Here is a 22122-nt window from a genome sequence, read left to right on the forward strand (position 1 = left end):
GCTGCATCCTCCTTCTGTCCTTCAAGTCCATTACGCCGATTAATACATCCGCAGCTCGTAGCTTTCCTTCAAGCCTTGGGCCACCTGTGCCTCGTCGATGTCCGCCGAGCCGACATGGTCGGCGATCATCCGCGCAATCGGGGTAAGGCCAGTCAAATCAGGCCAGCGCTCCGGCTCCCATACATGCGATCGCTTAAACGCTTTGCCGCAATGGAAATAACATTCTGCCACACGGACGCCGATGCCAAGCTTCGGCACTTTCCCGAAGGCGCTCATCCGCTCCATCAGCTCCACATCCCGGACGATCCAGGCCTCCCCATTCACCCGCAGCACTTCATCCATGCCCGGAATGACGAAGACGAGACCGATCCGCGGATTGACTAATAGATTACGATAGGCGTCCATGCGCCGATTGCCCGGACGCTCCGGCAGCACGAGATGCCAATCGTCCAGCACGAGCGCGAAGCCGGGCGCATCTCCTCTCGGGGAGACGTCGCACTCGCCTCGTCCGTTGGCGGTCGAGACGAAGACAAGCGGCGAGCGAGCCATGAAGTCGGCGCAGTGTCGGTCGATATGCCTGATCGTCTTGCGCGCGACGACCGGATTCGGTTCGCCGAGCAGCTGCCGCAGGTCGTCTTCCGCACGGATGAAGTCTCGGAAAGGCAGAGCGCCGCCCGAAGAATCGGCGACTGCGTCAGCTGTGTACGCTTCGTCCATCTGCCGTCTTACGGCAGGCATCTCGTAGAGATTCGCGCGCCATCCGTTCTGGAAATGCACCGTATCGACATACTGAAATCCGGCATCTCGGTACATACGATTCAACCGCGGATTGTCCGCGATGCAGTCCAGCCGGAATGTGCCGCGTCCTCGCCGCGCGATGTAATCGCTCGCCCAGCGAAGCATCGCCTCCCCGATGCCTAGGCCCGCATGCTCTCTCGATACCGTAAATCGATGCAGGTAACCGCTATCGGCATTGTCGCGCTCCTTCCACACGGAAGGGTCCGACCAAGCCATGTAGAACGTGCCCACGCATGCTTCGTCCCGATAGACAAGGAAATACTCGTTCCCGTTGGACATTTCCGAACGTATGCCCGCTAGCGAAAAGTAGCTCGGACGCCATTGATCGATGCCTTTGGCCATCAACCAATGCGCCGCCTCCGTCAATAGATGCAGAATACGCTCGGCATCGGCCTCCGTCGCGCTTCTGAATTCAAGCTTGTCAGGTGCAAAAACCATGCTCGTTCCTCCCAAGTATATGCGTTTCCTGCGATTCCCGCGTCAATTGTTGACCTACTATACCACAGCCTACATAATTTGGAAACCGCCTCTGCCCGGCATACGGAACGCCATCAAAAAAAGCCTTTGATTCCAGCCTCACGGCGGGATCAAAGGCTTCTATCATCGGATTATCCGATCACGATCACATAGACGACGCCGGGACCGTGAACCCCAATCGTCAAATCGTTCTCGATGTCGGCCGAGCGGCTCGGTCCCGAAATAAAATGCACGCCGGCCGGCAGCTTCTCCCGCCCGCTCGCGTCAAGCGGGGTCAAGATTTCGCCTAGCCGCGTCACCAGCCGGTCGACCGGCAGCAGCGCCATCAGCACCGTCGGCAGCAAGCTGACCGAGCGGCCTTTGTCCTTCGACGACAGAACCGCCAGGGAACCGGTATACGCTGCCGCATGGTCGGCCAGCACGACGCCGAAATCGGCCTGTGCGGCCAGCGCCTTCCACGACTTCCCGGGTTCGTCGTTCCAGACGGAGATAGCACAGTCAGTCAGCGCGGCTTCCAAACCAAGCGCCTCAAGCTCCGGTTCGGCTTGGCGGACGATATAATGCGCGCTCATCTCCATCGCCTTCTCCGCGATGAATGCCGATGCGGCCGCAGAGTCCGGAACCCGTACCACATGCCCGCCTGCGCTTCGGAAGTTTGCGGAGAACCGTTCGACCCTCTCTTCCAGCGGCCATTCGAACCGCTGCCAGAACGCAGGCGCCCCCCGGTACGGATGACCGGCAGGCGGCTTCGCCGCTTGGCGTCCCAGCCGCCCCGCAATGCCGGCGATGAAGCTCTTTTGCTTCTCCCGCGCCTTCCGATCCATCTCCTCCATCCATTGTTCGTGCGTCTGCGCCGTCTGATCAGCCATGGCCGTGTCCCCCTTTGCCCGATCGGGCGTTCTTCATCGCTTCCATTCGCTGCCTCATGGCCGGCTCCAGGTCCGCCAGCCCCTCGCGCAGTTCACGCTCGATCGTCCCCCACCGCTGCCGGAACGATTCCTTGGCCAGCACCGGCGTAACGCGATAGCGATTCCATTCCTTCAAAGGCCCGATGTTCAGCCGAATGCCGCCATCGCGCGCAACCAGACCTTGGCCGAGCCGGCCGATCGCCAGCACGCCGCGCATGAGACGGGAGCTGCCCATCACACCGCCGAACCCTTTCATGCCCGCGCCTTCCCATTTGTTGCCGTGGCCGCTCTCCACTTTGCGCCGCCGCAAGTAGACGAGCATGTCATGCAGCGGGATTTTCACCGGACACGCCTCGTAGCAAGCCCCGCACAAGCTGGATGCGTTAGCGATGTCATCCCACTCCGCGACGTTGTGCTTCAACGCCGGCGTCAGCACCGCGCCGATCGGACCCGAGTACGTTCCTCCGTACGCATGGCCGCCGATATGGCGATAGACCGGACAAGCGTTCAGGCAGGCGCCGCAGCGGATGCAGTTCAGCAGCTCCTGGAATTCCGGATCGCCAAGCTGCAGCGAACGCCCGTTGTCGATAATGATGATGTGCATCTCATCAGGTCCGTCCGCATCCTCGCTGCGCCGAGGCCCCGAGATCGCGGACATATACACGGTCAGCTTCTGGCCGGTTGCCGAACGGGGCAGCAGCGTTGCCATCACTTCCAGGTCGGTGAAGCTTGGAATGATGCGCTCCATCCCCATGAGCGTAATCTGCGTCTTGGGCACCGTCGAGACCATGCGGGCGTTCCCTTCGTTCTCGAAGAGCACGATCGATCCGGTCTCCGCAATCGCGAAATTGCATCCGGTCATGCCGATATCCGCCTCAAGAAATTTCTCCCGCAGCTTCTTGCGCACGAATCCGGCCAGCACGGACGTGTCCGGCGCGAGCGTCTCCCCCGCCTCGGCCGACAACAGGTCGGCGATCTGATACCGGTTCTTGTGAATAGCCGGAATAATGATATGCGACGGCGTCTCTCCGGCAAGCTGTATAATGTACTCGCCCAAATCGGTCTCGATGGCCTCCACGCCGATCGTCCCGAGATGATGGTTCAGATGCAGTTCTTCGGTGACCATCGACTTCGATTTGACGACCGTCTTCGCTTGTTTGCGCGCGGCGATCGCCAATGAGAGCTCGACCGCCTCCTCAGCGCTATCGGCAAAATGCACGTACGCCCCGTTCGCCCTCGCATTATCCGCGAATAAGTTCAAATAATAATCAAGATGCGCGATCGTATGCAGCCGGATTTGCCGGCCTCTCTCCCGCCAATCGTCCCAGTTGCCGTGCTCCTCCGACGCATTCTTCTTGCCGGTGCGAAGCCGCTCGGTCGTAAAGCGGACCGCCTTGCGCAGAAATTCATCGTTCAGCGCCAGCTCCGCGCGTGCCTTCACTGTCCCCGCCGGTTGGTTACCGCTCATGACCGCGTCGCCCCTTCATACAATAATTCGGCCAAATGCATCACGCGCACAGGCTCTCCGCGAAAGCGAAGATTGCCCGCGATATTCATGAGGCAGGCCATGTCCAGACCTACTAGCACCTCGGCTTCCGTCTCCAGCACGTGATCGGTCTTCTCCGTAACCATCGCCCCGGAAATATCGCCCATCTTGACGGCAAAAGTGCCGCCGAACCCGCAGCAATCTTCGGCCATCGGCAGCGGAACAAGCTCCATACCCTTCACCTGCCGCATGAGCGCCAGCGGCTCTTCCTTCACGCCGAGAAGCCGGCTGCCGTGACAGGAAGGATGATACGTCACTTTGTGCGGGAAGGTAGCGCCGACGTCGGTGATGCCGAGTACCTGCACCAGGAACTGCGTGAATTCGTAAGACTTATCCCGCAGCGCGCAAGCCCGCTTATACTCCACGGGATCGTGCTCGAACAACTTCGGATAGTGGTGAATCATTCCCGTACAGGAGCCGGAAGGCGAAATTACGAAATCGCTGTCCTCGAACGCATCCAATATCGTCGCGGCGCTCTCGCGCGCAGCCAGCCAATAGCCGCTGTTGTAAGCCGGTTGGCCGCAGCAGGTCTGTACGGTCGGGAAGTCCAGACGAATGCCGTATTTCGCAAGCAGTCTGACCATCGCCTCTCCGACTCGCGGGTAGATAACATCGCTTAAACAAGTAATGAAAAGTGAGACTTTCATAGGCGCACCTCGCTGCATGGAATTAGAGGTTGATCTCGATTCGACGATTGGATCCGATAGGTTGTTGTACATAGTTTATCAGGTTATCAGACATCTTGACAATGTTGTTTTGAGAATAATCAACAGAACCGCAATGGCTTCGCATGGCGGTTCTGTTGATTGTTCTCGTCGGAGCAACTACACGGTCGTCACGATAATCCCCCGCTCCCGGAGCGACTCGACGGCGCCTTCGGAAGCCGCTCGATCCGTGATGACCTCATGCACGGCATCCCATCGCGCCACGTGGGCGAACGCCTGACTGCCGAATTTGCTCCCGTCCGCCAGCAGAAACACCCGATCCGCGATGCCGATCATGCGCTGCTTGATTCGCGCCTGGAGCTCGTGCGATTCACTAATGCCGCGATCCAGATGGGCGCCTTTGCAAGAGAGGAACAGCTTATCTACGTGGTAAGCTTCAAGAGACCTCTCCGCCAGCGGGCCCACGAACGATAGCGATCGCGGCGCGACGATACCGCCTGTGGCGATCACTTCGATTCGCTCTTTCGTGCTTAGCTCCGCCGCCACCTTGATGGAATTCGTCAGCACGGTCAGCGGGATATCCGGCATGCTTGCCGCCATATACCACGCCGTCGTGCTGGCATCGAGCAGAATGCGATCTTTCGGCAAGATCTGACTGACCGCTTCCTGCGCAATTCGCCGCTTCTCGTCCGCGAACAGCACTTCCCGCTCGGCATACGGCGTCTCCGTCTGGCCGTCCTTCACGCTGACCGCCCCGCCATGCGAGCGGCGCAGCCTCCCCGCTGCTTCGAGCCGGTCCAAGTCGCGTCGAATCGTCTCTTCCGTCACTTGGCACAGCTCGCTTAGCTCCGTGACTCTAATGCTGCCCCGCTCATTGACGAGCTGGACGATCTTCTCATATCGCTCCGCGACTAACATACGGCCGCCCTCTTTCTTATTTCAATGGATAAGCCATGACGGACATGAGCGCGTTCTCCGCCTGCGTCGCATCAAGTCTGCTGTATTGCACGATGACCGGGATATCGCTGACGAGCTCGATTGCGTATGGCACGCCGACCGGTATACGCTCCCCATTCTTCGTCAGACCCGACGTTCGAATATGTCTCGTTCTCCGACCGGGCACAACAACAAGCATGCCTTCGAGCGGGTCGCGATCTTCGAAAAACACGGTGATGCTTAGAAGCGCCTCTTCGGACGAACAGTTAAGCACGCAAATCGATTCATGGCTCTCGAGCGTCCCCGCGCTCGTCGGCGGGATGTACCCGTCGGGAATAATCCACTGTTTAGCGCCTTTCGCTTGATTCATCGTAATGCCCCCTCCAATCAAGATGAAGATAACGATAATTCCCTTTTGCATAATTCCGAAAATCTTTGTTTACTTCCGTTTATATTAGGATATCATGAATTTCTTCATTTGAATATGTTCTACCCCAAAAAATGTTTCTGTGTTGAAGCATACAGGTACATCGTCCTTTGTACGGCAGATTCTGCTTCCGCAGGCCCATTTCCGTTCCAAAGGGATTCGCCCGGCGCCGAAACGTTTAATGTATTCTGATATCTATTAGGCGGCCGTTCTCCGATATTCCAGTCATCATGTCCTTCGCGCAGCAGATCCGGCTACATTCGCCGCCTCGTGATTATGAGCAATGATGGGAGGTCTTCATGTTCGTGCAAGTTCCACTCGAGCGGGCCACGGATCCCCGCCCCGACAATCCGATCCGCCATATCGCGACGCCAAGCGCCTTCGCACAGGCATCTTTATACTATGTGCAAGAAACCGGCTACGGCCGCATTCGGGACCATAGTTTCCTGGAGCGTGATACGCTTGGCTCCTATTTGATCATATATGCCGCATCCGGCACCGGCACGCTGACCTACCGCGATCAGACGCACCGCCTCCGTCCGGGCGAAGCGGCTTTCATCGATGGCCAGCATCTCCACCGCTTCGGCTCGGATTCGAACAAGGAGTTGGAGCTATACTGGGTTTATTTCAACGGTAACGGCATCCAGACGTACCATGAACAGTTCGCCGAACTTGAGAAGCCGTTGGTTGTATTGCTGCCCGACTCGCAGCTTGGCCAACTGTTCGAGCGGCTGCAGCGGGAACAACTGATCCCCGATCTGCGCGCAGAGCTGGTCGCTTCATCGATCCTGCTCTCCATGATGACGGAGCTCGTGCTTGCCGCGCACCAGTATTCCTACAGCTATCCCGCCTACCCACCGCTCATTCAGGGCGTCATGCAGGCGATTGACAGGGACTACCGGCAGCGGCTCACGCTGGACCGTTTAGCACACCGGTTCGAGGTCAATAAATTTCACTTGGCCAAACTGTTCAAGCGCTGCACCGGCACGACGCCGGGCGAGTATATGATCAATCGCCGCATTACCCGAGCCAAGGAACTGCTGCTGGACACCTCGCTGCCCGTCGGCGATATCGCCGTGGAGGTAGGCATCGAGAATACGAGCCATTTCATCAATCTGTTCAAGGAACGATCCGGACTTACGCCGCTTGCATACCGCAAAAAATGGCAGCGCATCTAGCGCTGCCATTTTGTCGTGCTGCCCGAATTAACTGTAGAATATCAAATTGATGTCCCGCTTCCCCAAGATCGAAGAAAGTTTGTCGCGCAGCATCGATTCCTCGGTAATATCCCATTTGGCGCGCAAATACGTAATGGCTTCCTTCCTTAGATCGTCGTATTTCTGCTTCTCTTTCTTGTACTCCTTCGCGACGCTGCCCGCGTACAGGAATGATGAGATGGAGACGAGCAGGAACACCGTCGCCGCCGTGCTGCCGCCGAGGTAGCCCAGTATATCAATGACGTTCGCGCTCGAGACATGACTCAGCTTGTACAGCCAGAACAAGATAACGAGCACTAGGACACAGTTAATCACCATCAGGTAGTACTGCCTCTGCTTTAATCCGACCACTTTGTCCTTGCGCTTCATAACTTCCTTCAATACGCCCTTGGCGTCCTCCGATATCGGCAGCTCTTCGATCTGCTCCGCGACCGTCCGCATCTCCATCACCTCAATGGATATATATGCGGCTTGGCCAAATCCTGAACTACTCGAGGCGGCTCAACTGGGCCAAATATTCAATGACCGGGTATGAAATCAACGTGCGGTCACGCGCAACGATCGACACGGAATCCGGCTTCTCGCCAAGAACCCCATTCTGTAGGACGGCCGCTTTGAATCCCCGCTCGCGCGCGCCGTTGAACGTGAACGTGATGCAGTGTTCAGCGGCGAAGCCCGCGACGATGACAAGCCCGACCGACTGTTCCGCGAGCAATTGTTCCAGGTCCGTGTTCCAGAACGCATTCGACCACATTTTCTCAATATACCGGTCGCCTTCTGCCCGTGTGATCTCATCGATGATGCCGATTTGCTCCGGCGTCACATGCGGCGCATCCTCCATGTCTTGGACATGGACGACCAGATGGCCGCTGTCCCGCAGCAGCCTGGCCGCGTAATTGATATGTTGGCAAGCGTGAGACAAATCCGGATAGACCGGCGCCTCTTTCACGAACAAGTGCTGCATGTCGACAATGAGCAGTGCGATTCTCATTTCCATTCCTCCATTATCCTCGTTTAAATTCATCAAGCATACCGACAAGATCGCCCAAATCCCGGAGAACGCCATCGTGGGCTTCGGGCTCTTCGAGCAGCGGATCGTATTTCCAGATGCCCTTCATTCCGGCAGCGCGGCTTCCCGCGACGTCGCTCACCGGATGATCGCCCACATAGATCGCCTCATGTGCCTGCACGCCTAGCTTGTCAAGCATACGCTTGAAGATGGCTGCATCCGGCTTGCGGAGTCCTTCCCACTCGGAAATCATGACTTCGTCGAACAGCGCCGAGAAGCCGAGCGCCAGGAAATTCGCCATTTGAAATTCCCCGTAACCATTGGAAATCAAGCCGATGCGCAGCGACCGGGCGCGCAGTTCCTCAAGCATCCGCTCCGCGTTCGGGAACGGTTGGCTGTGGAGACGGAAGCCGTCCCAATAATCCGCCAGCAGCGTCTCCCACTGGAGCTCGAATCCAAATTCTTCGATAAGCTGCCGGTACACGTGATCCTTCCAGACGTTGCCCCGCTGATCGAGCGCAATGAACCGTTCCATGTAGACTGACCTCGATATCGACTGAAGCTGCGGGATTCGCGCATATTGATCCTGTAGAAATTCGCGCAGCGAAGCGTCTCGGTCGAGCAGCGTGCCATCCAGATCGAAGATAACTGCCTTGACCAAACTGCTCTCGCCTCCTTCAATCGATGGTTGTCTCCTTGTTACCTGAACGTGTAAATACTGCCTTCCTCATTCTTCCATGGATGTATTGCGCAGCACCATATGGAGATGATCCTCCCACTGGCCATTGATGAGCAAATACTTCAGCGCCAGCCCTTCTTCGTAGAAGCCGAGCTTGCGTACGACGCCGAGCGAAGCCGCATTGCGCGGCATAATATTCGCTTCGATCCGATGCAGCCCCAAATCGTCGAACGCATGCCGGATCATGACGCGCAGCGCTTCCGTCATGAAGCCCCGGTTCGCGTACGCCGCATCCAGCCGGTAGCCAAGATGGCAGGAAAGGAAGGCGCCGCGCACGATGTTGTTGATCGTCACGGAGCCGATTATGTTCGCCGGCTCGTCCAACGGCGAGAGCCATAATTTGCATTGACCGCCGCTTGCGGCTCTCGCAGCATCCAGCAGAAGCTGCTCAGCCTGCATTCCGAGCGTGTAATAGTCCTCTTGCCTGCGTATTTCCCAAGGCTCCAGGAAGCTGCGATTCCGAAGAACGTAGTCGAGCACCGTCCTCGCATCCTGTACGTCCAGTTCGCGCAGCAGCAGGCGTTCCGTTTGCAATTGCACCTGGCATCGCGCTCCTTATGTATATTCTCGTTGCGTTAACCGCCGACATGGCCATGGCCGACTCGTTCGGACAGCGATTTCACGAACCGGTAGCCCGTCGCCTCGTAACCTTGCCTTCTATAAAAAGCGTGCGCTCGCTCGCGCTCTGGCTTGATCCCGCTTGTCAGCACGATCGATGCGGCTCCTTCTCGGGTCGCCCATTCATCCGCGAACGCCATTAGTGCTTGTCCGATGCCCGTACCCTGCTCCTCTTCCTTCACGACGAGCAGCGATACCTGAGCGATGGGACGCGCATATTCAAGCGCTCGCAGCTGCCGCAGACAGATCAGTCCGACTGCGATGCCGCCGCGGACCGCAACATACGTGCGAACCGTGTCCTCCGTCTCCAGAGCCGCGATTCGAGATGCCGCCTCGTCGGCTTCGATGGGATACCCCAATTCATCCATCAACTTCGTCACATCTGCCAAATAGCGAGGTTCATAGGGTTGAATCTGCACCTTGTTCCGACCTCCCTCCCGCAAAGTTTCCTACCATGCGCCTTCACTATACCATATCCGCGCCGGATTGGTAATCTTTCCTAGATTGTACGCTGCGACTCCTATCCGTCTGGCGATCGCTATCATACCGCTTACGCTTTTGTGCTATAATGAGTCGAATCTTAAGGCAACCCGAATTATTGGAATAAAGGAGTTCTTCGACGTGCGCGCAACATTACCCGAAGCCTATATCAGCCAAATGAAACAACTGCTCGGCGCAGACACCGATGCCTTCTTGGACAGCTACGAACAGCCGAGGACGTATGGGCTGCGATTTAATCCGCTCAAGACCGATGCCTGGTCTTCTATCCGGGACGAGCTTGCAACCGCCTTCGGTCTCGAGCCGATCGTCTGGTGCAAGACCGGCTGCTACTATGACGAACAAGCCCGCCCCGGCAAGCATCCTTACCATGCCGCCGGCCTTTACTATATTCAGGAACCTTCGGCGATGACGGCTGCTGAGCTGCTGGACGTCCGTCCCGGATTAACCGTGTTGGATCTTGCGGCTGCACCCGGCGGCAAGACGACCCAGATCGCGGGCAAAATGAACGGCGAAGGACTGCTCATCGCCAATGAGATCCATCCATCCCGCGCGAAAATCTTAAGCGAGAACGTCGAGCGCAGCGGCATACCGAACGCGGTCGTCACGAATGCCGCGCCGGACGAATTGTCGAAGCGGTTTCCCGCCTTCTTCGACCGGATCATGCTCGATGCCCCGTGCTCGGGCGAAGGCATGTTTCGCAAGGACGAGGGCGCTATTGCAGAATGGTCCCCGAAGCATGTCGCCATGTGCGCGGCGCGGCAGGAAGATATTCTGGCGCATGCCGCGGCGATGCTGAAGCCCGGCGGGCGAATGGTGTATTCCACCTGTACCTTCAACCGTTCAGAGAACGAAGAGACGATGCTGGCTTTCTGCCGCCGACATCCGGAGTTCGAGCTGCTCGCGACCGAGCGGGTATGGCCGCATCTCGTCCGCGGCGAAGGGCACTTCGTTGCCGTACTCCGCAAATCGGAGACCGCCGAATCGCAGCCGGACGAGCTTAGCCGCAAACAAGGCCGCAAAGGGAAGCCGGCTGCGCCGGGGAGCGCGCTTAAGACGGAGATGGCGCTATTCCGCGAATTCGCCCAAGAAGCGCTGCCGCAAGGCGCCCCGCTCGCGCCCGGCGAGCCGGTCCGGTTCGGCGATGCGCTCTACTGGCTTCCACACGGTGACACCGAAGGACGCTTCACAAGCGCGGTGCTCCATGGGCTCAAAGTCGCCCGTCCCGGTCTGCATCTTTGCGACATCCGTAAGAACCGGATCGAACCGTCTCATGCGCTCGCCATGGCGCTGCCAGCTTCCGCCGCCAATTGGACACAATCCTATGCGCCGGAAGCTCGGGAGATCGCTGCCTATCTGCGCGGCGAGACGCTAGCTGCAGAGGCAGGCAGCACGGGCTGGGGACTGATCGCGGTAGATGGCTTTCCCCTTGGCTGGGGCAAAGCAAGCGCCGGCATCGTGAAGAATCACCTGCCGAAAGGTTTACGTGCGTTCAAGTAATGCCTGACAATCGGTTTGGCCAGTCATTCGTCCCTTTTCGATAAGGGGTCCCATCAGGTTGCATCGACGGTGCACATGCCCATTTTGCCCGCATACCCGGCATCCGTCCAGTCGTTCAGGGCTTCCCCGCGTATAATGTCGTATACCAGGCGCCGAGAGACAAAGTCGAGACGCTGCTGATACGGCGCTGGGAAAATACCTGAATATGGGAGGAATTTCAATGTCCGGTGTACATGGTGGCGGCTTCACATCTGCAGGTATAATCTTGGTTCTGTTCATCCTGCTGGTTATCGTAACGCGCGGCGTGCTGTACTAATCGCGGCCCATTGATTATACGGATAAGACAAAAAGCGTAAGGACCGCGAGGTCCTTACGCTTTTTGCTTGGGCTTATTATGACCACGCGTATTCGCGCAGCGCGTGAGCGACGCCATTCTCCTCGTTGGATCGGGTCAGCGCCTTCGCGCTTGCCTTCACCGCTTCCGGCGAGTTGGCGACGGCCACGCCTAGGCCGGCAAACTCCAGCATGCCGATGTCATTGTAATAATTGCCGATCGCCATGATCCGCTCTGGCGCGACGCCGCGCAGCTTCGCCAGCTGCTTCAGCGCGGCCGCCTTGCTCGCCTCCGGATGCATCACATCAATGAAATGATCCCCGCTGCGAATATGAGACAAGCCGTGTGTCCATCCATTCCAGGCCTGTTCGACCCGGTCCATCTCCTCCAGCGCGCCGAATACAGTGAATTTGACAAGTCCAGCCGGCAGCGGATCGGCGAACGGCCCGAGGATCGGCACGATATCGAACATCGCGTACATCGCCTCGGCTTCCTTGCCTACGGTCTCCGCCATCAGCTCGAATGCCGTATTGATATCGAAATGATGGCCGCCTTTCCGACAGAACGCGATAAATCGCATCAGCTGCTCCGACGACAAATCATACTGGTGGAGCACCTGCCGGTTGTCCGCATCCACGGTTGCGGCGCCGTTGTGAGTAATGATGGTGCCCGACAGCCCCAGCTCCGCAAGCACCGGAAGCGTGTTAATCGGCCCTCTGCCGGTGCATAGCACGATTTCCGCGCCGCGCGCAGCCGCTTCCCGCACCGCCGCCTTCGTCTCGTCCGTCAATTGATGCGCGTCCGTCAACAGCGTGCCGTCGACATCGAGCGCGATCATATCGTAGTGTAGTGCCATGATTGCCGTTCCTCCTGCTTCTAATCTGTCCGCGATGTCTTAACGATTCAGCAGCGCCGCGAGCTCCTCTTCCGTGAGCGGACGGTATTGGCCAAGCGCCAGCGATTCGTCCAGCCGAAGCGGACCCATAGCGACTCTGCGCAAATATACGACCTGCTTGCCGACCGACTCGAACATCCGTTTGACTTGATGAAATTTTCCTTCATGGATCGTCAGGGTAATTCGGCTGTAGACACCGTCCTCCCGCTCCTCCTTGCCGTCGATCCGCAGCTGGGCCGGCATGGTCACGTAGCCGTCATCCAGTTCCACGCCTTCGGCGAACGCATGAACGTCCGCCTCCCCGACATCTCCGCGCACGTTCGCTTCGTACGTTTTCGGAACATGCTTCTTCGGCGACAGCAAATCATGAGCCAGCGCGCCATCGTTCGTGATAAGCAGAAGCCCTTCCGTATCCTTGTCCAACCGTCCGACCGGGAACGGCTTCAAGACGCGGTCCGCATCCGTTAGCAGATCGATCACCGTCCGATCCCGCGTGTCCTCCGTTGCCGATACGACGCCCTGCGGCTTGTTCAGCATCACATAGATCACGTCCTGAAAGACGACCCGTTCGCCATCGATGATCACTTCGGCTTGCTCCGGGTCCAGCTGCATGCCACTGTCCTTCGCCCGGATGCCATCCACGGTAACCCGACCTTGCTTGACCGCGATTTTCACCTCGCTGCGCGAGCCGAAGCCCATGTTCGAGAGCAGCTTGTCCAGCCGCATCCGCTTGGCCATTACATCCACCTCCATCCGGCAGGCAGCTCGTTCTTGAGCATTCCGCCGCCGCTATATTTACCCCAGCCGACGGGGTAATCGTTCACGCAGACCAGCACGTAACCAGATTGTCGCGCCTCGGCCATGTCTTGCCCTTCCGCGCTTCCATGCACGCGTAGATCTCGCTCCTCGATGTGGAGCGTCTCTCCCTTCAAATATCGACGAAGTCCTTCATCTTCTGCGTCGAAATGGAGCGACATCCGCGCTTCTTCCGGCTTCATGGCCATCGCGAGCGGGTGCGACGGGGCGAACCGATACGTCCCCGCCTCGCCTACATACCACCCGGGGCGAACGACCTGAAGCCCTTCAAGCGGAGGCACGGCCGCCGGTTGCTTGTAGATTCGGGTACCGTACGCCACAAGGCGCTCGCCTTCGTCGGCAAGCCGGTTCAGCTGCTCGCCCGCGAATTGCCGCCACGCATCCGCCGGATTTCCGGCATGCGCAAGCGCAGCTTTGGCCGCTTTCGAGCGGAAGTCCTTCGCTTTCGGCGCCGACTTCAGGGCACGGCCCTGATCGCGATCCCGCTTACGCTCTTCATGCCCGGTGGCATTCGCCCTCCCATTCTCGCCCCGCCGACGTTTCCCGCGCCTGTCGTCATCACCTGATGATCTTACATCGGATGCGTGATCCCAAGTCTCTACGCGCCGGCCGTCCCCCGTGCCTTCCGGGCGTTCGCCGGTTCTGCGCAGGACGGCCGCGTAGTGCCCTTCGCCTTCGGTCAAATGCGGCCACAGCCGCACCGTGCCGGACAAGCTTGCAAGACGCGCTTCGGATAACCCCGCCGCCGCTTCCTCCGACACCCATTCCGGTCTTCCCGGCGCCCAGCCGTGTGCAAGCGGCACGGGCACCACCGCAAGCTCCGGACGAGCCGCAAGCAGCCCAGCGATCTGCGATTCGTTCTCTTCGGGCGAGAACGTGCAAGTCGAATATACCAGCGTCCCGCCCGGAGCCAGCATATCCGCCGCATGCTTCAGAATGTCGCGCTGCATCGCGGAGCAGCGCTCGACGGAATGCTTCTCCCACTCGGCGATCATCGACTCGTCTTTGCGAAACATCCCTTCGCCGGAACAAGGCGCGTCGACGAGAATTTTATCGAACCATGCCGGGAAGACGCGCGCGATCTCCGCGGGCTCCTCATTGAGCACGACAGCGTTCCGGATGCCGGACAATTCGACATTCTTCGCCAGCGCCTTCGTCCGCTCCCGCGCGTTATCATTGGTCACCAGCACGCCATCGCCCTTCAGCTTGGCCGCCAGCTGCGTCGACTTGCCTCCTGGCGCGGCGCACAAGTCGAGCACGCGGTCGCCCGGCTGGGCGCCCAGCAGCTCGGCTGGCACCATGGCGCTCGGCTCTTGAATGTAATACAAGCCCGCGTGGTAATGCGGATGCTTACCTGGGCGGTCCTGCTCCTCATAATAGAAGGCACCTTCCGCCCAAGGCACGGGCGTTAAGCGCTCCTTGAATGGCGAAATAGCCAAGAACGCCTCCGGGGTCAGCTTCAAGCCGTTCACCCGCAAGCCGTATTTGCGCGGACGCTCGTATGAAGCAAGGAAATCTTCGAATTCCGGCCCGAGCAGCCGTTTCATTTTATCCGCGAACGATAGCGGCAACGTGATACCCATCTTGTCGACTCTACTCCTTTGCGCTTGCCGGTCCCACCATATGGAAATCACGGTTTTTTCTCGATTCGTCTTATTGTATAATAAAGCCGTTAGCTTGACCAACATTCGTGCCCAAGTCGGAGGTTGATTCATGTCGAAGAAGAAGAATACGTATGCCGGCAACAAGCGAAAAAACGGAAGCAAGAAACCCGTCCTGATCGTCGCATCGGTGTTTGTCGTCCTGATCGCGCTTCTCGTGATCGTGAACACGATAACCAAGGACAACGTGTACGGCAAGAGCATGTCCCAGCTGAACCCGGCGACTCGCGAGCTGCTGGATGACGCCAACTATCAGAACATCATGCTGCCAGACGAACTCGACGAGCTCAAGAACGACAAGAAGAACTTTTTTGTCTATTTCTTCTCCTCCACCTGTCCGCACTGCAAGTACACGACTCCCGAGCTGACACCGCTCGTGAAAGAGCTCGACGTGGACATGAAACAATTCAACACGCTCGAATTCCCCGCTTATATCCGCAGCGAAGTCATCGAATATACGCCGACGTTGGTCTATTACGAGAACGGCGTACAGGTCGACAAAATCGTAGGCGGTCTTGCGGAACCGGGAACCGAAGGCAACAAAATCGAAGACTATCGCGCTTTCTTCGAAAAGTACAAGGCCAAGGTGAACGCACCTCGGAAAGGATGACGCCACGCCATGAAACGCTGGTTTAGCCCGAATCGGCATATCCATCCGAGCATCGTCGAGGTAAGAACGGAAGACACCTCTCCCCAACAACGCCGCAAAGCCATCCGTCAGCTTCTTGCCCTTGCGGGCGTGGCGGCGGCTTCGATCGCCATCCTCTCCGCTTGCGGAGGAGGCGACAAGAACGGCGCGCATCTCCACGGTACCGAGTTGGTCGAGACGACGGCCTCGTATGCGGCGATGCCCGGCTTTCTGAAGGATTATACCGATTTGACGCAATCGCTCTACGCACAAGTCGGATCGGCCACGGACATCATGAAGCAGATCAACTGCTATTGCGGCTGCATGGATGATGAAGGAGAGCAGCACGATTCGTTGTACCGCTGTTATATTATGGACGCCAAAGAGGGTGAGATTACGTGGACGAACCACAGCGCCAGCTGTGGCATCTGCATGCAAGAGCTGCAGGACATCGTGAAGCTCAAGGGCGAAGGCAAAAGCGTGGACGAAATCCGTCAATTCATCGACGATAAATACAAACCTTCGACGGTCAGCTAACGCTGTGATCATTCGCAATCGCAAAGAACCCCGGGACTGCCATATTGGCAAATCCCGGGGTTCTTGCTTGCAGAGCCGCTTACGCATCACCTCTGCCGGCATCAAACCTGGCCTTTCTTCGCTCGCTTCAACGCGGTCTTGATGTCGTCCGCCAGCAGACGGATACCGTAAGCATCCTCCTGCTCCCACAGTTCGTTGAATCGAAGCTGGAATTGGGCCGCCTCCCGCACGCGGTGGAAGAAATACAAATCTTGGATGTCGCTTAAGACGCTGGAGACAACATTCGACTTCTTCTCGAAATCAGTCTGCGCCTCAAGAATTTCCTGCCGGATGCTCGACATCTCCGTGTCGAGCAAGAAGGCCGCCTCCGATGCTTTCTTCAAGCGCAGCTTCACGTCTTCGGGCAAGCTCTCCCTATACTTATAGTTGAGCGAATGCTCGATTGTCGCCCAGAAATTCATCGCGAGCGTGCGAATTTGGATTTCGGCCAACACCTTCGTCAGCCCTAGCGCCGTCTGCACCGGATATTCGACGATCATATGGAAGCTCCGGTAACCGCTGTCTTTATAATTGGTAATGTAGTCCTTCTCGTACACGAGCGTCAGATCCTTGCGCGCCCGCACGAGCTCCGCCACCCGCCTAATGTCGTCGACGAACTGGCACATGATGCGTATGCCTGCGATGTCCTCGATCCCCGTGTTGATTTTCTCCGGGGGAACGGACAGCCGTTTCGCTTTCTCCAGAATGCTCGATATTTTTTTGACGCGTCCCGTGACGAATTCGATTGGCGCATAGGCCTCGCGCACCTTCAACTCGGTTCGCATCGTCTTGAATTTGACTTTCAACTCTTCTACTGCTTGCTCGTAAGGCTGTAAAAACAGGCTCCAGTCTCTACCGTCCATCCAGCCGCCTCCTGTTCGTTACCGATGATCTGCTCCAACCGCTTCAGCGATGGACGCGTAACCGTCTGCGATAAGCCGCTGCCTTAATCCTAGCGCGAGCTCGTTCAACAGCTCTGGTCCGCGATATATAAGCGCGGTATAAATTTCGACTAATGCCGCACCAGCGCGAATTTTATCGTATGCATCGTCAGCCGTAAAAATGCCGCCCGAACCAACAATAGGCAGCTTCCCGCCGGTCTGGCGGTACACGGCGCGGATGACCTCGGTGGATCTTGCTTTGAGCGGCAGTCCGCTCAGTCCGCCGGTCTCCTTCTTGTTCGGGTGCGTCAGCCCGTCGCGGCTGATCGTCGTGTTCGTCGCGATGATGCCCGCTACGCCGCTCTTCTGAATCGTCTCGACCGTATAGCCGAGCTGTTCGTCCGTCATATCCGGCGCGATCTTCACGAGCACCGGCTTCGGACGAGCTCCCGTCTTGGCCGCTTGCACCGCCGCTTCTTCCATAACGGTTGTAAGCAGCAAGCTAAGCTCGTCGCCATGCTGCAGCGCGCGCAGGTCGGGCGTATTCGGCGAGCTGATATTCACGACGAAGAAATCGCCGTACGGATACAGCTTCTGCATGCAAGCCCGGTAGTCTTCGTGAGCCTGCTCGTTCGGGGTCGTCTTGTTCTTGCCGATATTGACCGCTATCGGAATACGACGATCTTGCACGATGGAGAGCCGCTGCGCCATCGCATCCGCGCCATCGTTGTTAAAGCCCATCCGATTCACGAGCGCTTCGTCGCTCGGCAGACGGAACAGCCGCGGCAGCTCGTTGCCCGCTTGTCCCTTCGGCGTAACGGTGCCCACTTCCGCGAAGCCGAAGCCGATATTCGCGAACATCTCGACAGCCTTGGCGTTCTTATCCAGGCCTGCCGCTAATCCGATCGGGTGCGGGAAGCGCAAGCCGAATAGATTCACTTCCAATTCAGGGTAATGCTTCACCCCGTACATGCCGCGCATGACAGCCGGAAGCCCGGGGATCTTCGATGCGGTATGCAGCCCGTCAATCACCAGATGATGCGCCTTCTCGGGATCCATCTGAAAGAACACGGGCTTGGCCAGCTTGGAATACAACACTTGAATCAACTACTTTCGTTCGTCTATTTAGCTCTATCGAACAGTTTATCCTTTTCTGGCACAAAAAGAAAGAGCGCCGCGCGGCTTACATGCCGTTTTGCGGGCCGGACGCCCATAAAAGGATTGATCACGCCTTCGCAAACGGTTACAATATAGGCACATGTCCCATTTTGAAAAGAAGGGTTGATCCGCATGAGCCATCCAAAGAAAAGACCGCCTACCATGAAAACGAAACCGAAAGAAGCCGTCAACAAAAAAGCGTTAATTTGGGTGCTTTCGTCTTTCGCCGCCCTCGTTATCCTCATGGCCGTGCTGCTCATCGTTAATAACTAATCCCTTAACGCTTCTATAGTAACAGCGCGAACAGGCCGCTCCTTCAACCGAAGGGGCGGCCTGTTCGATTATTATGAGAATTGCTTGTGACGAAGGAGCACAGACCCTGTATCTGACAACCATTGTACGTCTAAACCCGCTTCTTCCGCGAAGAAACGAACCGGCACGAATAATCGGCCATTATTATAGTACGCAGGCGAGGGCAGTGTAACGTTGTGCACGGCTTGACCTGCGGCGGTCTTGACGATTGCGGCAGACTTTGCGGTCAACGTATAGCTCAAATCGCCTTTGGTCAACACGGTTGTTCCTGCCTTGTAGTGCACGGTGAATCCTAGCTTCTCCGTTATAACGCGCACGGGCACGAACGTCGTTCCGGCCGTGACCTCCGGCGCGGCATCGGAAGCGACGAGTTGCTGGTCCAACAACAGTTGTATCGCCGCGCCTTTCTTCAAGCCGGTTGGAATGGCATATGGCTTCACAACGCTGATTCGGTTGTTCCCGGCATCCGCAACCGCGAACGAGTTGTTACCCAGCCACGTGACATCCGTTGGCTGATTGAATCCGGATGCCGACGCGACACCATCTACGCGGCCCGTATCGCCTGGCGTGCCCGCAAGCGTAGTTACGACGCCGTCTTTCAAATACCGGATAACATGGTTTAATGAATCCGCGATGAGCAATCCGCCCTCCGCCGTCAATGCCAGTCCTCTCGGCGAGTTAAACTTGGCGTCCGAGGCCTTCCCGTCGGCATAGTCCCCCGATACGTAAGCCTCATCCGCACCGTAGCCTGGGAACGATCCCGACTTGCCGCCCGCGACGGTCGTGACGACGCCCTTGGTGAAATCGATGTACCGGATACGCTGATTCCCCGTATCGCTCACATACAAATTCCCCTGCGTATCCAGCGCCAATCCGCTCGGCTCGTTGAACATCGCTTCGGCGATCGGCCCGTCCGCGAAATTCCCCGCAAGCTCCGCCTCCTCCGACGACAGAATCGCGCGCTCCGGCGCTTTCCCGATCGTCGATACTATACCGGCTTCGATTTTGCGAATCACGTGATTAAGCGTATCGGCTACGTAAATGACGCCGCCGGTAGTCACGGCCACGTCTAGCGGATGATAGAAGCGAGCCTGCGCCGCTTGTCCATCCGCGCTGCCGATTAAGCCGTTACCGGCAATTGTCGTCAGCACGCCGGCACGGTCCAGCATCCGGATCGCATGATTCTCCGTATCCGCCACGTAGATGTTGCCTTTGGCATCAGCAGCAAGTCCGCCCGGTGCGTTCAGTACGGACTCGCCTGCCTTGCCGTCGTTCAGTCCGCCAAGCGGCAAATTCCATTCCCCGTCCGCCCAGTCCGTGCCTGCAAGTGTCGAGGATACGCCGTCTTTCGCAATCGCGCGGATCCGTTGATTCCGCGTGTCCGACAAAATAAGCGATCCGCTCGTGGCATCGGCAAGCAGCGAGGTAGGCTGATGAAAGGCCGATTCTTCGCCCTTCCCTTCGCGGAACGCAAACTCTCCGCTGCCGGCCAGCGTATGGATTTCGAATAACGGTTTATTGGCGGTGAACGCGGAGGCAGCTGCCCCCGATGCCGCCGCCGGCGCAAGAACCGTCAGCAGTACCGTCGCGGCCATAGCCGCTATACTTATGCTTTTCTTCATCGTCGCATAACTCCTAACCTTGCTGTGTCGGGCGAATGGTGAGTTCGCCATAATAAGTGGAACGATATACCGCTTCGCCGTTCTCGTTCAATCCCGTTACGCTCTTGAGGCGGAAGCGAAGCGAATCACCTGTTCCGATCGAGGAACCAAGCGTGAACGGCAGCCGAACGATTGCGGTCGGGTCCGCTATCGCAAGCGAGCCGCCTGAGAATTTGGCAACCGAGTATACCACGGTAGGTTTCGGCTGCGTCCCGCCGTTCTGCGCGGCGCTCACGAGTTTAAGCTGGTCGGCGCTCAGCGCATTCGGGACAATCTCACCGGCTGGTTCCACTTTGAACGGACTTGTCGTTTTGCGAATTCCGGTATATGCCGGAGTTTGATAGACGTCTGCGTCGAACGTCAGCCGCTCGTCATATTCCAATTCCAGTTGGAATGCGGAGATTTTCTTATCTTCGATGAAATCGTCCAGGTTAACGTCGACGTTGATGGTAGCCCCGATCTGCTCGCCTGTTAATTTGACGGACGGAATGAGGGAGCTCCCCCCGTTGACAGGCGGGTTCTTGGTGGTCTGGTCGACCGGCTTCTTAAGGTCTTCCGCCTTCTTCGCCAATTTATCCAGCGCCTCGCGATTCTGTTCTTGGATCGTCCAATTCTTCTCCGCTAACTTAAGGATCAGTTCAGCTTGCTGACGCCGCTCCTGTTCCAGCCGCTTTTGCTCTAGCTCGTAGCGTTGTCGCTCCTGCTCCATTTGCCTTAACGCTTCTTGCATTGCGATTTTCTCTTGTTCGGTCAGATTCATTGTTTCGGTCGTATTCAAGTCAACGATGACTCGGCCAGCTTCTTCATTGACTTGATCGGCGAGCTCCTGCAGCTCCTCATAAGCAATCTTATTCTCCTGTATCGCTTCTTGCGCGATCAAAGAAACAATCAGGTCGAAATTATGCTTCAATCGTTCCAACTCTTCCGACGAATTCATCCCCTCAGGATTAGAGGCTTCACCCCTGCCCGCCTCTATCTGCCGCTTCCATCGCTCGATCTGCTGCTGCTGCTCCTCCGCGATTTCGGCGGCGCTCATGACGATGTCGCGGATGGTGTCGGCAGGTATGTTGGCAACCAGATTCTCAACGTCAATCGTCGACACGAACGTATGAATGCCATCCTCCTGCTGGGTCTGCACGATTTGTTGGGTTGGATAAATGACCGTTTGCTTTGCCGTTCCCGCTCCGGCACTCGCGATGTTCTTGTTGACCACCGATTCGATTACGCCAGCCGCCAAGATGACGTTGGAGACTTGCGTGCGCGGATTCACGATCACGATGAATTTCGTGCCGCGAACGCCCATGATCGAGGTCGGTGTCTCGACTTCGAAGCTATCTGCTGCGCCGGCAACCGACTTCACCTTCACCCACAGCGTACCCGCCCAGACGTTCAACTTCGTCTTAGAGCCAGCCTTGTCTTTGAGCTTCGTGAAGGAAATTTCAGACTCGCCGCCGACCGTCAGCTGATCGCGATCCGAATCATCGCTTGCCAGCTCGAGTTCAACGCTTCCATCCTTACCGGTCTTTAATAGATCGCCTTCGTTCAAGCTCATGTTTTTGAATGCTTTGAACGGCTTCGAACCGCCTGATTTCAGTACCGTCACGGTGCCCTTCAGCGATTTGACAATAGCGACGCGCATCACTTGCGCGGATGCCCGCTCCGTCCCCGTCCAGGTAACGACGGCCGCGATCAGCAGTGCGAAACAGAGCATGATCGACGTAAATCTAGCAAAATTGCGTTTCAAACGTTCTCCTCCTTATGTAGTCATCTCCTGCAGATGCGCAAATAGGTCCCAATGCCTACAAAAATATGAATACCATTGCACACAATCAGAAAACTCATAACTTCCAGCCTATCTCTTA

The 22122-nt window shown here is 57.4% G+C and carries 24 protein-coding genes; 5 read left to right on the top strand and 19 right to left on the bottom strand.

Annotation, left to right across the window (positions count from 1 at the left end):
- Window positions 1–39: 39 nt before the first annotated feature.
- The 6 genes from ACFFSY_RS14595 to ACFFSY_RS14620 form a co-directional block, all read right to left on the bottom strand.
- A complete protein-coding gene (locus ACFFSY_RS14595) occupies window positions 40–1236 on the bottom strand; it encodes an MSMEG_1061 family FMN-dependent PPOX-type flavoprotein (protein ID WP_377495169.1) in 1197 nt (398 codons plus the stop codon).
- 170 nt (window positions 1237–1406) lie between these two features.
- Window positions 1407–2144: a LutC/YkgG family protein gene (locus ACFFSY_RS14600; protein ID WP_377495171.1), complete on the bottom strand. Its 738-nt coding sequence runs from the start codon at window positions 2142–2144 to the stop codon at window positions 1407–1409.
- Window positions 2137–3651: a LutB/LldF family L-lactate oxidation iron-sulfur protein gene (locus ACFFSY_RS14605; protein ID WP_377495172.1), complete on the bottom strand. Its 1515-nt coding sequence runs from the start codon at window positions 3649–3651 to the stop codon at window positions 2137–2139. Before ACFFSY_RS14605 ends, ACFFSY_RS14600 begins: the two co-directional genes overlap by 8 nt.
- Window positions 3648–4376: a (Fe-S)-binding protein gene (locus tag ACFFSY_RS14610; protein ID WP_377495173.1), complete on the bottom strand. Its 729-nt coding sequence runs from the start codon at window positions 4374–4376 to the stop codon at window positions 3648–3650. Before ACFFSY_RS14610 ends, ACFFSY_RS14605 begins: the two co-directional genes overlap by 4 nt.
- Window positions 4377–4553: 177 nt before the next feature.
- Window positions 4554–5312 carry a DeoR/GlpR family DNA-binding transcription regulator gene (locus tag ACFFSY_RS14615; protein WP_377495175.1) on the bottom strand — a complete coding sequence of 253 codons (759 nt, stop codon included), beginning with the start codon at window positions 5310–5312 and terminating at the stop codon, window positions 4554–4556.
- Between the two features lie 16 nt (window positions 5313–5328).
- Window positions 5329–5700 carry a sensory rhodopsin transducer gene (locus ACFFSY_RS14620; RefSeq protein WP_377495178.1) on the bottom strand — a complete coding sequence of 124 codons (372 nt, stop codon included), beginning with the start codon at window positions 5698–5700 and terminating at the stop codon, window positions 5329–5331.
- 356 nt (window positions 5701–6056) lie between these two features.
- Between ACFFSY_RS14620 and ACFFSY_RS14625 the strand changes: the two genes are divergently transcribed.
- Window positions 6057–6935, top strand: a complete 879-nt coding sequence (locus ACFFSY_RS14625; RefSeq protein WP_377495180.1) for a helix-turn-helix transcriptional regulator — start codon at window positions 6057–6059, stop codon at window positions 6933–6935.
- A gap of 27 nt (window positions 6936–6962) precedes the next feature.
- On the opposite strand, the gene ACFFSY_RS14630 is transcribed toward ACFFSY_RS14625, so the two are convergent.
- The 5 genes from ACFFSY_RS14630 to ACFFSY_RS14650 all read right to left on the bottom strand — a co-directional run bounded on the left by ACFFSY_RS14630 (window position 6963) and on the right by ACFFSY_RS14650 (window position 9759).
- Window positions 6963–7415: a DUF2663 family protein gene (locus ACFFSY_RS14630; RefSeq protein ID WP_377495182.1), complete on the bottom strand. Its 453-nt coding sequence runs from the start codon at window positions 7413–7415 to the stop codon at window positions 6963–6965.
- Window positions 7416–7461: 46 nt separating this feature from the next.
- The gene (locus ACFFSY_RS14635) at window positions 7462–7965 is read right to left on the bottom strand and encodes a cysteine hydrolase family protein (protein ID WP_377495184.1); all 504 of its coding nucleotides are present in this window, start codon (window positions 7963–7965) and stop codon (window positions 7462–7464) included.
- Window positions 7966–7978: 13 nt separating this feature from the next.
- Window positions 7979–8644 (bottom strand): HAD family hydrolase, encoded by a 666-nt coding sequence (locus tag ACFFSY_RS14640; RefSeq protein ID WP_377495186.1) that lies wholly within the window; start codon window positions 8642–8644, stop codon window positions 7979–7981.
- Between the two features lie 66 nt (window positions 8645–8710).
- Window positions 8711–9262, bottom strand: coding sequence for a GNAT family N-acetyltransferase (locus ACFFSY_RS14645; RefSeq protein WP_377495188.1), 552 nt, complete (start codon window positions 9260–9262; stop codon window positions 8711–8713).
- Window positions 9263–9297: 35 nt separating this feature from the next.
- On the bottom strand, window positions 9298–9759 hold the full coding sequence (locus ACFFSY_RS14650) for a GNAT family N-acetyltransferase (protein WP_377495190.1): 462 nt from the start codon (window positions 9757–9759) through the stop codon (window positions 9298–9300).
- 202 nt (window positions 9760–9961) lie between these two features.
- Between ACFFSY_RS14650 and ACFFSY_RS14655 the strand changes: the two genes are divergently transcribed.
- Together ACFFSY_RS14655 and ACFFSY_RS14660 are read left to right on the top strand one after the other, a co-directional pair.
- On the top strand, window positions 9962–11338 hold the full coding sequence (locus ACFFSY_RS14655; RefSeq protein WP_377495192.1) for an RsmF rRNA methyltransferase first C-terminal domain-containing protein: 1377 nt from the start codon (window positions 9962–9964) through the stop codon (window positions 11336–11338).
- Window positions 11339–11558: 220 nt separating this feature from the next.
- A complete protein-coding gene (locus ACFFSY_RS14660; protein WP_148930213.1) occupies window positions 11559–11654 on the top strand; it encodes a dihydroorotate dehydrogenase in 96 nt (31 codons plus the stop codon).
- A 76-nt stretch (window positions 11655–11730) separates the two neighbouring features.
- Here ACFFSY_RS14660 and ACFFSY_RS14665 read toward each other — a convergent pair whose 3' ends face one another.
- The 3 genes from ACFFSY_RS14665 to ACFFSY_RS14675 are packed head-to-tail and all read right to left on the bottom strand — an operon-like array spanning window position 11731 to window position 14966.
- On the bottom strand, window positions 11731–12528 hold the full coding sequence (locus ACFFSY_RS14665) for a Cof-type HAD-IIB family hydrolase (protein WP_377495194.1): 798 nt from the start codon (window positions 12526–12528) through the stop codon (window positions 11731–11733).
- A gap of 39 nt (window positions 12529–12567) precedes the next feature.
- On the bottom strand, window positions 12568–13305 hold the full coding sequence (locus ACFFSY_RS14670; RefSeq protein WP_377495196.1) for a pseudouridine synthase: 738 nt from the start codon (window positions 13303–13305) through the stop codon (window positions 12568–12570).
- Window positions 13305–14966, bottom strand: a complete 1662-nt coding sequence (locus ACFFSY_RS14675; protein ID WP_377495198.1) for an RsmB/NOP family class I SAM-dependent RNA methyltransferase — start codon at window positions 14964–14966, stop codon at window positions 13305–13307. The genes ACFFSY_RS14670 and ACFFSY_RS14675 overlap by 1 nt, the downstream gene beginning before the upstream one ends.
- 130 nt (window positions 14967–15096) lie before the next feature.
- Here ACFFSY_RS14675 and ACFFSY_RS14680 point away from each other — a divergent pair, with 130 nt between their 5' ends.
- Together ACFFSY_RS14680 and ACFFSY_RS14685 are read left to right on the top strand one after the other, a co-directional pair.
- Window positions 15097–15654 carry a thioredoxin family protein gene (locus ACFFSY_RS14680; protein ID WP_377495201.1) on the top strand — a complete coding sequence of 186 codons (558 nt, stop codon included), beginning with the start codon at window positions 15097–15099 and terminating at the stop codon, window positions 15652–15654.
- Window positions 15655–15663: 9 nt separating this feature from the next.
- Window positions 15664–16209 carry a PCYCGC motif-containing (lipo)protein gene (locus ACFFSY_RS14685; protein ID WP_377495203.1) on the top strand — a complete coding sequence of 182 codons (546 nt, stop codon included), beginning with the start codon at window positions 15664–15666 and terminating at the stop codon, window positions 16207–16209.
- Between the two features lie 101 nt (window positions 16210–16310).
- Here the strand turns inward: ACFFSY_RS14685 and yjbM are convergent, their stop codons facing one another.
- The 5 genes from yjbM to ACFFSY_RS14710 all read right to left on the bottom strand — a co-directional run bounded on the left by yjbM (window position 16311) and on the right by ACFFSY_RS14710 (window position 22004).
- Window positions 16311–17111 carry a GTP diphosphokinase gene (yjbM, locus tag ACFFSY_RS14690; protein WP_377495205.1) on the bottom strand — a complete coding sequence of 267 codons (801 nt, stop codon included), beginning with the start codon at window positions 17109–17111 and terminating at the stop codon, window positions 16311–16313.
- Window positions 17112–17129: 18 nt separating this feature from the next.
- Window positions 17130–18227, bottom strand: coding sequence for a quinone-dependent dihydroorotate dehydrogenase (locus ACFFSY_RS14695; protein WP_377495570.1), 1098 nt, complete (start codon window positions 18225–18227; stop codon window positions 17130–17132).
- A 23-nt stretch (window positions 18228–18250) separates the two neighbouring features.
- Window positions 18251–18547 (bottom strand): hypothetical protein, encoded by a 297-nt coding sequence (locus tag ACFFSY_RS14700; RefSeq protein WP_377495207.1) that lies wholly within the window; start codon window positions 18545–18547, stop codon window positions 18251–18253.
- 84 nt (window positions 18548–18631) lie between these two features.
- On the bottom strand, window positions 18632–20221 hold the full coding sequence (locus ACFFSY_RS14705) for a stalk domain-containing protein (protein WP_377495209.1): 1590 nt from the start codon (window positions 20219–20221) through the stop codon (window positions 18632–18634).
- Between the two features lie 13 nt (window positions 20222–20234).
- A complete protein-coding gene (locus ACFFSY_RS14710) occupies window positions 20235–22004 on the bottom strand; it encodes a FecR family protein (protein WP_377495211.1) in 1770 nt (589 codons plus the stop codon).
- Window positions 22005–22122: the final 118 nt, after the last annotated feature.

Source organism: Paenibacillus aurantiacus (genome assembly GCF_042431225.1).
Lineage (GTDB): Bacteria > Bacillota > Bacilli > Paenibacillales > Paenibacillaceae > Paenibacillus_Z > Paenibacillus_Z aurantiacus.

Bases quoted from the DNA above. Each gene is read 5' to 3' on its own strand.
- ACFFSY_RS14665 (WP_377495194.1), bottom strand. From the start codon at position 12,528: ATGGCACTACACTACGATATGATCGCGCTCGATGTCGACGGCACGCTG.
- ACFFSY_RS14635 (WP_377495184.1), bottom strand. From the start codon at position 7,965: ATGAGAATCGCACTGCTCATTGTCGACATGCAGCACTTGTTCGTGAAA.
- ACFFSY_RS14595 (WP_377495169.1), bottom strand. From the start codon at position 1,236: ATGGTTTTTGCACCTGACAAGCTTGAATTCAGAAGCGCGACGGAGGCC.
- ACFFSY_RS14680 (WP_377495201.1), top strand. From the start codon at position 15,097: ATGTCGAAGAAGAAGAATACGTATGCCGGCAACAAGCGAAAAAACGGA.
- ACFFSY_RS14610 (WP_377495173.1), bottom strand. From the start codon at position 4,376: ATGAAAGTCTCACTTTTCATTACTTGTTTAAGCGATGTTATCTACCCG.
- ACFFSY_RS14625 (WP_377495180.1), top strand. From the start codon at position 6,057: ATGTTCGTGCAAGTTCCACTCGAGCGGGCCACGGATCCCCGCCCCGAC.
- ACFFSY_RS14705 (WP_377495209.1), bottom strand. From the start codon at position 20,221: ATGAAGAAAAGCATAAGTATAGCGGCTATGGCCGCGACGGTACTGCTG.
- ACFFSY_RS14660 (WP_148930213.1), top strand. From the start codon at position 11,559: ATGTCCGGTGTACATGGTGGCGGCTTCACATCTGCAGGTATAATCTTG.
- ACFFSY_RS14685 (WP_377495203.1), top strand. From the start codon at position 15,664: ATGAAACGCTGGTTTAGCCCGAATCGGCATATCCATCCGAGCATCGTC.
- ACFFSY_RS14675 (WP_377495198.1), bottom strand. From the start codon at position 14,966: ATGGGTATCACGTTGCCGCTATCGTTCGCGGATAAAATGAAACGGCTG.
- ACFFSY_RS14600 (WP_377495171.1), bottom strand. From the start codon at position 2,144: ATGGCTGATCAGACGGCGCAGACGCACGAACAATGGATGGAGGAGATG.
- ACFFSY_RS14630 (WP_377495182.1), bottom strand. From the start codon at position 7,415: ATGCGGACGGTCGCGGAGCAGATCGAAGAGCTGCCGATATCGGAGGAC.
- ACFFSY_RS14620 (WP_377495178.1), bottom strand. From the start codon at position 5,700: ATGAATCAAGCGAAAGGCGCTAAACAGTGGATTATTCCCGACGGGTAC.
- ACFFSY_RS14615 (WP_377495175.1), bottom strand. From the start codon at position 5,312: ATGTTAGTCGCGGAGCGATATGAGAAGATCGTCCAGCTCGTCAATGAG.
- ACFFSY_RS14670 (WP_377495196.1), bottom strand. From the start codon at position 13,305: ATGGCCAAGCGGATGCGGCTGGACAAGCTGCTCTCGAACATGGGCTTC.
- ACFFSY_RS14605 (WP_377495172.1), bottom strand. From the start codon at position 3,651: ATGAGCGGTAACCAACCGGCGGGGACAGTGAAGGCACGCGCGGAGCTG.
- ACFFSY_RS14700 (WP_377495207.1), bottom strand. From the start codon at position 18,547: ATGAGCAGCACGGCCATGAGGATAACGAGGGCGGCGAAAGACGAAAGC.
- yjbM (WP_377495205.1), bottom strand. From the start codon at position 17,111: ATGGACGGTAGAGACTGGAGCCTGTTTTTACAGCCTTACGAGCAAGCA.